10 protein-coding genes are annotated in these 10,900 nt (G+C 51.0%); 5 read left to right on the top strand and 5 right to left on the bottom strand.

All coding sequences use genetic code 11. The features are described 5' to 3' along the window. From hemW to rph, 3 genes are all read right to left on the bottom strand, one after another. Positions 1-1,204: radical SAM family heme chaperone HemW (hemW, locus tag ABNT28_RS07985; RefSeq protein ID WP_348721348.1), on the bottom strand; the 1,204-nt coding region annotated here is incomplete at its 3' end. A gap of 21 nt (positions 1,205-1,225) precedes the next feature. Further along, positions 1,226-1,855 (bottom strand): RdgB/HAM1 family non-canonical purine NTP pyrophosphatase, encoded by a 630-nt coding sequence (rdgB, locus tag ABNT28_RS07980; protein ID WP_348721347.1) that lies wholly within the window; start codon positions 1,853-1,855, stop codon positions 1,226-1,228. A 110-nt stretch (positions 1,856-1,965) separates the two neighbouring features. Then, complete coding sequence (gene rph, locus ABNT28_RS07975; RefSeq protein ID WP_332924397.1) at positions 1,966-2,703, bottom strand: ribonuclease PH; 738 nt, start codon at positions 2,701-2,703, stop codon at positions 1,966-1,968. Positions 2,704-2,806: 103 nt separating this feature from the next. Between rph and hrcA the strand changes: the two genes are divergently transcribed. Continuing rightward, entirely contained in the window at positions 2,807-3,865 is a 1,059-nt protein-coding gene (hrcA, locus tag ABNT28_RS07970; protein WP_332924398.1) for a heat-inducible transcriptional repressor HrcA, read from the top strand. 12 nt (positions 3,866-3,877) lie between these two features. Here hrcA and ABNT28_RS07965 read toward each other — a convergent pair whose 3' ends face one another. Together ABNT28_RS07965 and ABNT28_RS07960 are read right to left on the bottom strand one after the other, a co-directional pair. Then, on the bottom strand, positions 3,878-4,420 hold the full coding sequence (locus ABNT28_RS07965; RefSeq protein WP_332924399.1) for a hypothetical protein: 543 nt from the start codon (positions 4,418-4,420) through the stop codon (positions 3,878-3,880). Positions 4,421-4,594: 174 nt separating this feature from the next. Continuing rightward, entirely contained in the window at positions 4,595-5,422 is an 828-nt protein-coding gene (locus ABNT28_RS07960) for a hypothetical protein (protein ID WP_348721346.1), read from the bottom strand. A gap of 378 nt (positions 5,423-5,800) precedes the next feature. Between ABNT28_RS07960 and grpE the strand changes: the two genes are divergently transcribed. The 4 genes from grpE (at position 5,801) to dapB (ending at position 10,735) form a co-directional block, all read left to right on the top strand. Continuing rightward, positions 5,801-6,544: a nucleotide exchange factor GrpE gene (grpE, locus tag ABNT28_RS07955; RefSeq protein WP_332924401.1), complete on the top strand. Its 744-nt coding sequence runs from the start codon at positions 5,801-5,803 to the stop codon at positions 6,542-6,544. Between the two features lie 149 nt (positions 6,545-6,693). After that, entirely contained in the window at positions 6,694-8,607 is a 1,914-nt protein-coding gene (gene dnaK, locus ABNT28_RS07950) for a molecular chaperone DnaK (RefSeq protein ID WP_348721345.1), read from the top strand. 89 nt (positions 8,608-8,696) lie between these two features. Continuing rightward, positions 8,697-9,812 (top strand): molecular chaperone DnaJ, encoded by a 1,116-nt coding sequence (dnaJ, locus tag ABNT28_RS07945; RefSeq protein WP_348721344.1) that lies wholly within the window; start codon positions 8,697-8,699, stop codon positions 9,810-9,812. Positions 9,813-9,907: 95 nt separating this feature from the next. After that, entirely contained in the window at positions 9,908-10,735 is an 828-nt protein-coding gene (gene dapB / locus ABNT28_RS07940; protein ID WP_348721343.1) for a 4-hydroxy-tetrahydrodipicolinate reductase, read from the top strand. Positions 10,736-10,900 lie beyond the last annotated feature (165 nt).

The following is a 10,900-nucleotide window of genomic DNA, read 5'->3' as shown; positions in this document are numbered from 1 at the left end:
CAAACTTGGGAGTGTCGAACTGGGGAGTGTCGAACTGGGGAGTGTCGAACTGGGGCGTTGCCACAAGCCATCCAGCATCAAGGCATTTTCGTAACCCCTTTATATCAAGCCAGTTGTGATAATCACCACATGCCGCGCTTATTTGTGATAGTGACAAGCCAGATGTCAGGCGTAATCCCATCATCAGCATTTCTGCCGCCCAGTCATTTTGGTCATCGGTAACAAATGTGTCGGTGGCATGCCCATCTTTGGCAATGGCGTCAAGCCAGCCAGCCGGACTGCGCCGCGTGCTGATGCCGATACGGCTGTTCTTATGTGCAGAATCCTGGCGCGTAAAGCGGCTATGTGCCCCCGGCCCGATGCCAAGCCAGTTGCCGCTTTGCCAGTAAATCAGATTATGCCGACATTGATGACCTGGCTTGGCATGATTGGAGATTTCATAGGCAGGCAAGCCTGCATTCTGGGTTAGGTCGCGGGTGATGTCGAATAATGTAGCAGCATGGTCGTCATCAAGCGCCATGGTTTCGCCGCGTCGCTGGCGCGTGTAGAAATGCGTTCCTGATTCAATGGTCAATTGGTATAGCGATAGATGATCCAGTCCCAGCGCCAAGGCGGCAGATAATTCATCATGCCAGTCTTTGGGTGTTTGGTCAGGCGTCGCATAGATCAGATCAATCGAGATATTGTCAAAGGCAGATCGTACAGTGGCTAGTGCCGTTTTAGCATCGATGGCGCTATGTTCACGCCCCAAAAAGGCCAATGTTTCATCGCGCAAGGACTGAACACCCATAGATACGCGATTAACGCCTGCATGATGAAAATCCAGCATCGTGCTGGCTTCAACCGAAGTTGGATTGGCTTCGGCGGTGATTTCGATGTCGGGCATAAAGCCAAAAATATCAGCAGCCTTGTCAATAACAGCCTCGACAACAAAGGCAGGCATAAGCGAAGGTGTACCGCCGCCAAAGAAAATGCTGGATAAGGGCGTGCGGTGATCCAGCTGATTGGCCATATAGGCCATTTCGGTATGAAAAGCGGCAAGGAAAGCATCTGCATCAATATGCGTGCTGACATGCGAATTAAAATCGCAATAGGGGCATTTTGCCTTGCAGAAAGGCCAATGCACATAAAGTCCCAGTGGTGGTTTACAGGGGCGTTCAGGCGTTCGCGGTGTGGATCTGGTCGGGGTCTGTTTCTGGGTCATGTTTCCGCAAACCTTGCGCGGTTAATCATGCTGGTCATCTGCCCGATGGTTAAAACAACGGTGCAACAATTTGGCAAAGGCATCGGCACGATGCCCGATTGCATGTTTTTTATCAGGGTCCATTTCACCAAAGGTTATATCATAGCCGTTAGCGACAAAAACCGGATCATAGCCAAATCCATTCTGGCCGCGCGGTGGCCAGACAAGTGCGCCTGTGACTGTGCCTTCGACGGTTTCATCATGACCATCCGGCCAGACAAGTGACAAGGCGCACATAAAGGCTGCTTGTCGATCCGATGACCCACTGGCCTGCAAGGCATCTTCGACCTTTTGCATCGCCTGGGCAAAATTCTTGTCTGGTCCTGCCCAACGCGCCGAATAAATGCCCGGATCGCCATTCAAAGCCGCCACCGCCAGCCCCGAATCATCTGCCAGTGCGGGCAGACCCGAAGCCAGTGCCGCGGCGCGCGCTTTGAGAATGGCATTGCCAATATAGCTGGTTTCGGTTTCGTCTGGCTCATCAAGACCAAGTTCGCCTGCCGATACCAAGCTAATGCCAAAGCCATCAAGAAAGGCGGCAATTTCCGGAAGCTTGCCCTGATTATGCGTGGCAATCACAAGTTTCGAGTCGGTAAAGGCGCGCGGTGGCATGATCTGTAATCCTGTCTGGTGCTATGTAACCAAATGTTACAAAATGTAACAATGCTGTTTTGCCCATAGTTTGGCACATATGCCTGTTTGATGACTTGTTTGATTATGCGTTAGCCAGCAAGCGCCGGGTCATTATGTACCGCTTCATCCTGTAAGGTGAATAAAGTTTTGCTACCCGCTTCGGCCAGATCAAGCATTGTGTTGAGCACATCACGCGAGAAAGGCCTTTCTTCGCCAGTTGCCTGAATTTCAACCAGACCACCATCAGCCGCCATAACAAAATTGGCATCAATCGCGGCGTTGCTGTCTTCGTCATAATCAAGATCAAGCACAGCATTGCCATTGTAAACACCGCATGAAATGGCCGCGACATTGTCAATGATAGGCTGGCGGGTGATGGCACCAGCCAGCAGTAATTTTTCACAAGCGATTTTCAGCGCTACCCATGCGCCAGTGATGGATGCGGTGCGGGTGCCGCCATCGGCCTGAATAACATCGCAGTCAATTTTAATCTGGCGTTCGCCTAGGGCTGGAAGATCGGTAACAGCGCGCAATGATCGGCCAATCAAGCGCTGAATTTCGAGGGTGCGGCCCCCTTGTTTACCACGTGCTGCCTCGCGGTCGCTTCGTGTATGAGTTGATCGCGGCAACATGCCATATTCAGCCGTGACCCACCCTTTGCCGGCATTACGCAAAAAGGACGGTACGCGTTCATCAACCGAGGCGGTGCATAGCACATGCGTGTTACCACATCGCACCAGACATGACCCTTCGGCATGAAGCGAAAAGCCTGATTCAAGAGAGATAGAACGAAGCGCATCATGTGCGCGGCCAGATGGACGTGTCATAGGTCGGTTCCCATTAATGGTCAGCCTTGTTGAAAGCTGAGGTGAGTGGCAAAATGAACATGCAAGATTGACCTGCGGTGGTAAATCATTTTAGGTATTCTTTATGACGGAAGCCAGCATAAAGGGGCTCACCCCCCGCGCCCTTGATATTTTTCATACTTTGGTGAGTGCCTATCTTGATGGTGGGCAGCCAGTGGGATCGCGCACGCTGGCCAAATTATCGCCTTATGATCTGTCACCTGCCTCGATCCGTAATAATATGAGTGATCTTGAAGAGGCTGGCTTGTTGTTTTCGCCGCATATTTCGGCTGGACGTATTCCGACGCAAAGCGGGTTGCGGCTGTTTGTAGATGGGTTGATGGAATATGATGTCAATCTGGCCGAAGACGAACAAAATTCAATCGATGGTGAATGTGCCGCGCGTGGTATCAGCGTTAGTGAATTGCTGGAAAAGACAAGTAGGACGCTTTCTGGCCTGTCGAAATGCGCTTCGCTGGTGCTGTCGCCGCCTAGCGATGCGGCGCTTCAGCATTTTGAATTTGTGCCGATTGGAGATAATCGGGCGCTGGCGGTGCTGGTGCGCGCCGATGGTCAGGTGGAAAACCGGCTGATTGACTTGCCTGTCGGGGTGCCTGCCAGCTTGCTGACCCGCGCCAATAATTATATGAATGCAAAACTTGAAGGCAATAATATGGCCGCGGCTATGCATCTGATCCGCAGTGAAATTGCCGCCAGCAAAGCCGAAATTGACGAGCTGACCGCATCGCTTGTCGAACAGGGGCTTGGATTATGGTCGGATGGCAAAGGTGATGAAGGCGCGGCACTGATTCTGCGTGGCCAGTCAAATTTGCTTGAAGATGTGCAGGATGGCGATGATCTGGCGGAAATACGTGGTTTGTTCGATGCGCTGGAAGCCCGCGAAAACGCCTTGCGTCTGCTGGATGCGACCAAGGATGGGGACGGCGTGCAGATTTTCATTGGTGCCGAAAATAACCTGTTCACCAATACGGAATGTTCTCTGGTGATCGCCCCCTATCGAAGCGCCAGCCGTTCGATCATTGGTGCGATTGGCGTGATTGGCCCGCGCCATATGAATTATGCCAAAATCATTCCGATGGTTGATTATACCAGCCGCGCGATTGCCCGGGTGCTTGGCCGCTAGGCGATCATCTAGCTAGAATGCCGAGGATAGGTTGGTCAGCATTTCATTCCATATATGGGTAAGTTGCTGGCCTGTCTGACTGGCGAGTTCGGATAGCGCATCAAGATCAAGCGCAATCATATTCTGGGACAATAGGACGCCAAGCGCGATACCAACGCCGACGCCAACCGCAATCGCAATCGTCAGAATGCTGATGCGTGTTCGGGTGCGGGATTTGGATGCTGGTCTGGAGGTGCTAAGAGCTTTGGGCGGGGATTTTAACTCAGGCGGCAGGGGCGGCAAATCAGCATGGCAGGCCGGACAGCTGAATTTATGACGTGCGCCCGCCGCATCAATATCAGGGATCAGCACCGGTATATCACATTGAGCGCATTCGATCTGGCGGTTTGAGCGGGTTATATTGTCTTGGCGCCGCGGCGTGGGATCATCCGAATCAAGCGGGGGGGCAAAGAAAAACCCACCACAAGCATGACAGGCAATCGGCATGTTTTCATATTGGCTCAAGGCATTTGGGATGTTGGCTTCATCATCACAATGTGGGCATTTCAAGAGCATTTTGTCGTCCTTTAGCAACCATAGCCGTCATTAAGGCAAGTCATAACGGTGCGCGGCATATCATGCTGACATTTACGATATTTCGCCAATCATAATATGTAATAGCGGTAAATCATGAAAAAGACGTTAATTAGATGATTGTTTGGTATTTGGGGATGCGATCATCATTGGCGTCTAGCGATCAGATGCGGGCTTATCTTCCTGCGTGGCCTGTAATTCCTGCGTGGTCTGTAATTCCTGCAATGTGCTTTTGACAGTCGATTGCACCAGATTGGATAATTCTTCGCGGATAACCGATTTAACCGTGTTGGCCACAAGATTGTTCAGATCAAGCAAATCAATCTGGGCAGGCGTTTTTGCCAATATAGCCGCATTGTCAGCCGTGTCCGATGTGGTGGGGGATGCGGGGGACGCGGTGGTGGTTGATGTTTCGGATGGGTCAGCTTTGCCAACCGCTTCGGCAATGTCGGCCATAACGCTTTCGATCTGGTCATTACCAGCGACGATACTGTCCAGCGGGGTTGTCGCAACAATGTCATCAACCGCCCGTTTGACAACATCTTCAAGTTCGGCATCAGAAATCTGCCGTGATCCGTTATCATAGGCAGGCACAGGCGGTGCGGTTGGCAATACCGATTCTGGCGCGGCGCTATCTTTATCATCCTGAAGACCCTTATCATCTTCAGGATCTTTATCATCTTCAAGATTGGCCGCCATTGACCGCAACATTTCGATCCGGTCAAAGACAGGCGTCTGCGCGTCGGCATTAGGCGCGTCGGCATTAGGCGCGAGAGGCCTATCTGTTTTGGGGGTATCTGTTTGGGGAGTATCTGTTTGGGGGGTATCGGCACGCATCGCTGTCGGGCGTGTGGCCATGGGAATATCGGCTGTCATAGGGGGTTCGGATTTGACAATGGCAACCATTGGCACGCCATCGCCAATGACAGTCTCGGCCTCTTTATAAAGAGCCTCAATAGATTTCAACGCTGCGGTGCCACGCATTGCTTTACCGACCTACCAGTTATCAAAAGGATATTAAGACGATTATTAAGACGATATAGGGTCTTAAAAGGCCTCATCTTGGATATCAAATTTAAGAATACGTCATATTTTTGTCATTTTGCCAGCATTTTTCACTCTGATGGTGCCGGAAAATTGACAGATTTTGCCTGTCAGCCTGTTTCATTACCCCTTATTAACCTGATGGCGCATGGATAAATATCCATGAAACCAACTTTTTACGGCTGTTTTTGGGTCATTTTGCCAATAAAAAGCAAGAAGTGCGACATTCTTGCACATTTCCTGTCTTCTACCTCTTGGATAGGCGCCCAAGGATGCCTAAATAGCGGTACAACATCTGATTCGCCTGAAGGACCACCGATGAACGAGAATGCTAAAGACAAAAAAGCTGTCGATGATGACGCTATAGCCAAAATGACAGCCTCGCAGGATGATGCTGATACCAAAACAATTCTGCCAGATGATGGCAGTCTGGAAGCGGTGCTTGCAGATGCTATTGAAACAGCGCCAGATGCCGATGCAGATGGTGAAGCAAATGCGGAGATTGATCCTTATGATCAGCTTCTGGCCGAACGCGATGCGTTGAAAGACCAGCTTTTACGCGCGCTGGCCGAAAGTGAAAATACCCGCCGCCGGAGCGAGCGTGATGTGCAGGCGGCCAAAAAATACGGCCATACAGGCCTAGCGCGGGATCTTGTCGGTGCGATTGATAATCTGGCGCGTGCGCTTGATATTATGAAAGAAGATGATTTCAAGACAGGTAGTTTAAGCGAAGCCATGTCAAATGTGCTGACAGGCATTGAACTAAGCTGGACCGAAATTATGTCGATCACCGAAAAGCACGGTATCAAGCAGATTAATCCAGCTGGTGAAAAATTCGATTATAATTTTCATCAAGCGATGTTCGAAGTGCCTACAGCCGAAACACCGCCCGGGATGGTTGTTGAGGTTCTGCAACATGGTTATGTCCTGCATGACCGTTTATTGCGCCCAGCCATGGTAGGCGTATCAAAAGCACCAGATGATGCCGTCAAAGATGATGATAATAAGACCAAAGCGGAAGATAGCGCGGGAAGTGAAGGTGCTGACAACAAGGGTACATGATGCCCCCTTGTATGACAAAATTTCACAACTATATGACTGATATAAACGACATTTAATTCACCAAGCGGGCGAAAACATGCGATCGCAAGTGAAATTTAGAGGCCTGGCCAGCGTTAATGAGCCACCCTCTTGGAAGAAAGGAGATTAAAATGGGAAAAGTAATTGGAATTGATCTTGGAACAACAAATTCATGCGTAGCGGTGATGGATGGTTCCGAAGCCCGCGTTATCGAGAATACCGAGGGGGCACGTACAACACCATCGATGGTTGCCTTTGTCGATGATGAAGAAAGACTGATCGGTCAGTCAGCAAAACGGCAAGCTGTGACCAACCCCGAAAATACATTATTTGCGATCAAGCGCCTGATTGGCCGCCGCAATAGCGACAAGATCACAAAGGATTTTGCCAAGCTGGTACCGTATGATCTGGTAGCGGCCAAAAATGGTGATGCCTGGGTCAAGGTCAAAGATGAAGAATATTCACCAAGCCAAATTTCAGGTTTTGTTCTGCGCAAGCTGAAAGAAGATGCCGAAGCCTTTTTGGGCGAAAGCGTCACGCAAGCGGTCATCACTGTCCCAGCCTATTTCAATGACGCCCAGCGTCAGGCGACCAAAGATGCTGGCAAGATTGCCGGTCTGGAAGTGCTACGGATCATCAATGAGCCAACCGCGGCGGCATTGGCCTATGGGCTTGACCGGAAAGAGTCCGGCCTGATTGTTGTCTATGATCTTGGCGGTGGTACGTTTGACGTATCGGTTCTGGAAGTTGGCGACGGCGTGTTCGAAGTTAAATCAACCAACGGTGATACATTCCTTGGTGGTGAAGATTTTGACCATAGCATCATCGATTATCTGGCAGACGAGTTCAAGAAAAGCGACGGTGTCGATTTACGCAAAGACAAGCTGGCTTTGCAACGGCTTAAAGAAGCTGCCGAAAAAGCCAAGATCGAGCTTTCATCATCTTTGCAGACCGATGTGAATTTGCCCTTTATCACAGCAGATGCATCAGGTCCGAAGCATATGAATATCAAGCTGACCCGCGCCAATCTGGAAAAGCTGGTAAGCAAGCTGGTTCAGCGTACCTTGAAGCCATGTCAGGCCGCATTGAAAGATGCTGGTGTGACAGCAAGCGAGATTGACGAAGTCATTCTTGTTGGTGGTATGACGCGGATGCCGAAAATCATCGAAACAGTGTCCGAATTCTTTGGTACGGAACCACATCGCGGCGTGAATCCAGATGAGGTTGTGGCATCGGGTGCGGCAATTCAGGCAGGTGTTCTGACCGGTGATGTGAAAGACGTATTGTTGCTGGATGTGACACCATTGTCATTGGGCATCGAAACATTGGGCGGTGTCTTTACCCGTCTGATTGATCGCAATACCACGATCCCGACGAAGAAAAGCCAGGTCTTTTCAACTGCGGATGACAATCAGTCGGCAGTGACGATCTCGGTCTATCAGGGCGAGCGCGAAATGGCGTCAGATAACAAGCATCTTGGTCAATTCAATCTGGAAGGTATTTCGCCAGCGGCACGTGGTGTACCGCAGATCGAAGTGACCTTTGATATTGATGCCAACGGTATTGTCAAAGTCAGCGCCAAAGACAAGGCAACAGGCAAAGAACAGGAAATCCGCATTCAGGCCTCAGGTGGTCTGGATGATTCGGAAATTGACCGCATGGTTAATGAAGCCGAGGAAAATGCCGAAGCCGACAAGACGCGACGTGAAGAGGTCGAAACCCGCAATCAGGGTGAAGCATTGACACATGGCGCCCAAAAGGCGATCGACGATCTTGGCGATAAAGCCGATGCAGATGCCAAAGCCGAAGTCGAAGCCGGCATTGCCGCTTTGAAAGAAGCGCTTGAAGGCGATGATATGGAAGCTATCACATCAAAATCTGCCGAACTATCTCAGGCGATGATGAAGATGGGCGAAGCAGCCTATGCCGCGGGACAGGATGAAGAGGATGCACCTGAAGCCACGTCAGCTGAATCTACGGATGAGAGCGTTGTCGATGCGGAATTTGAAGAAGTCGATGGCGACGCTGACGCCAAAAGCAAATAACACTTAAACTTAAGTAAACGCTGGGGTAGGTTACACCCCGGCGTTTTTTCTAAGGCGTTTTTCTAATTTAAACGGCATCGGCACTTACCATGAGTAAACGTGATTTTTATGAGACTCTGGGCGTATCCAAGGACGCTGATGAGAAGGCTTTAAAAGTTGCCTATCGCAAACTTGCGATGGAAAACCATCCGGATCGCAATCCTGATAATGAAGCCGCGGCGGATCGCTTTCGCGAAGCCAGCGAAGCTTATGATGTTTTGAAAGACCCGCAAAAACGTGCCGCCTATGATCGCATGGGTCATGCCGCTTTTGATAATGCGGCTGGTGGTGGTTTTGGTGGCGGCGGTTTTGGCGGCGGTGGCGGCTTTTCCGATATTTTCGACCAGATGTTTTCGGAATTTTCCGGTGGTGGCCGACAACAAGCCGACACCAGTGGCAATGATCTGCGGTATGATATGAGCATCTCGCTTGAGGATGCCTTTAGCGGTGTGCAACGCGATATTAGTATTCATGTGCCGGTTAGCTGTGACAGATGTTCAGGATCAGGCGCGGCCGAAGGCAGCAAGCCAAGCACCTGTGGCACTTGCGGCGGGTCAGGCCGGGTGCGTGCCCAGCAAGGGTTTTTTGCTGTCGAACGTACCTGTAATGCGTGTCAGGGCATGGGTCAGGTGATTTCAAACCCATGTAGCACATGCCGTGGTGATGGCCGCGTGCAACAGCAAAAGACGCTGGCTGTTTCGGTGCCTGCCGGTGTTGATAATGGCACGCGAATCCGTCTGACAGGTAAAGGCGAAGCAGGAAGCCGCGGTGGGGCGGCTGGTGATCTGTATATTTTCATCAATATCAGCCCGCATCCGATCTTTTCACGCGATGGCACCAATGTGATGGCCAAGATTCCCGTGCCGATGACAGTGGCGGCGCTGGGCGGTACGATTGATGTGCCAACATTGGCGGGCAAGATGGCGCGTCTTACGATTGATGCCGGCACCCAGTCGGGGCGGCGTTTCCGCATGCGCGGCAAAGGTATGCCAGCACTGCGGCGCGGTAATACGGGTGACCAGATCGTCGAAGTACAGATTGAAACCCCCACCAATTTGACCAAAAAGCAAAAAGAACTGCTGACAGCCTTTTCAAAGGCAGGGGAAACCAGCCCCGAGTCGGCCAGCTTTATGGAACGTGTCAAACGTATCTGGGCCGAAGATTAGAGACTCATATTCGGCCATGAACATGACGCATAGCGCTTGTTCATCTGGATGTGGACGTTATAGTCTTGGATGACAGGTCAAAAGGATTCCGGATGATGAGCATAGCAGACAGTATCAAACTTTCTATTCCAGGTGGGTCTGGCCGCATGGGGAATATGCTGATCCGTGAAATTGCGGCGGCAAGTGATCTGATGTTGCATGCGACAAGCGATCGTCCCGAAAGTGCATCGATTGGCAAGGATTCAGGTGAATTGGCAGGCATTGGTGCCAATGGTGTGATGATTAGCGCTGAATCAGCGGCGTTGGTGGGCGGTGATGTGATGATTGATTTTACCAGCCCTGCCGCCAGTATGATCCATGCCGAACTGGCCGCGCAGCATAATATGGCGATGGTGATTGGCACCACCGGACTTAGTGCCAAGGACGAAGCCCGACTTGCCGAGATTGGCACCCAGATTCCGTTGGTCTATTGCGCGAATACGTCGGTAGGTGTGACCTTGTTGCGCGCGCTTGTCGAACAGGTTGCGGCGCAACTTGTCGAAGGCTGGGATATAGAAATTCTGGAAACGCATCATCATCATAAGGTTGATTCGCCATCAGGTACGGCATTGGCGCTTGGCAAAGCGGCGGCCAAAGGGCGCGGCGTTGCGCTTGAGGATGTGTCGGATATTGTGCGTGACAGCCAAGCTGGTGCCTCGCGGAATGGCGTGCGCAAAGCAGGCGATATTGGCTTTGCCGTGATGCGTGGCGGTGATGTGACAGGTGAACATAGTGTGACCTTTTTTGGCGCGTCGGAACGGATCGCGCTGACACATATGGCAACTGACCGCGTGGTGTTTGCCAAAGGAGCGATTCGCGCGGCGCGTTTTGCGGCGGCGGCGGATATTGGCTTTTATAATATGGAAGATGTTTTGCGCGGGTAACGCATCATCCACCAAGCAAAGCGTAGATTGATAAGATGATCGCACTATAATAATTCCATCATCCAATCGTAGCGAAGCGTAGATTGATAAGATGATCGCGGATTATATAAGCATCATCCACCAAGCAAAGCGTAGATTGATAAGATGATCGCACTATAATAATTC

It is taken from the genome of uncultured Candidatus Puniceispirillum sp. (genome assembly GCF_963979125.1).
In the GTDB taxonomy this organism is placed as follows: Bacteria; Pseudomonadota; Alphaproteobacteria; order Puniceispirillales; family Puniceispirillaceae; genus Puniceispirillum.
Note: the sequence above shows the minus strand (reverse complement) of the source record. Positions and strands in the feature narration are given on the sequence as shown.

Excerpts from the sequence above, each read along its gene's own strand:
- rdgB (WP_348721347.1), bottom strand. The coding sequence starts at position 1,855 with ATGCCACCGCGCGCCTTTACCGACTCGAAACTTGTGATTGCCACGCAT.
- rph (WP_332924397.1), bottom strand. The coding sequence starts at position 2,703 with ATGACACGTCCATCTGGCCGCGCACATGATGCGCTTCGTTCTATCTCT.
- hrcA (WP_332924398.1), top strand. The coding sequence starts at position 2,807 with ATGACGGAAGCCAGCATAAAGGGGCTCACCCCCCGCGCCCTTGATATT.
- ABNT28_RS07965 (WP_332924399.1), bottom strand. The coding sequence starts at position 4,420 with ATGCTCTTGAAATGCCCACATTGTGATGATGAAGCCAACATCCCAAAT.
- ABNT28_RS07960 (WP_348721346.1), bottom strand. The coding sequence starts at position 5,422 with ATGCGTGGCACCGCAGCGTTGAAATCTATTGAGGCTCTTTATAAAGAG.
- grpE (WP_332924401.1), top strand. The coding sequence starts at position 5,801 with ATGAACGAGAATGCTAAAGACAAAAAAGCTGTCGATGATGACGCTATA.
- dnaK (WP_348721345.1), top strand. The coding sequence starts at position 6,694 with ATGGGAAAAGTAATTGGAATTGATCTTGGAACAACAAATTCATGCGTA.
- dnaJ (WP_348721344.1), top strand. The coding sequence starts at position 8,697 with ATGAGTAAACGTGATTTTTATGAGACTCTGGGCGTATCCAAGGACGCT.
- dapB (WP_348721343.1), top strand. The coding sequence starts at position 9,908 with ATGAGCATAGCAGACAGTATCAAACTTTCTATTCCAGGTGGGTCTGGC.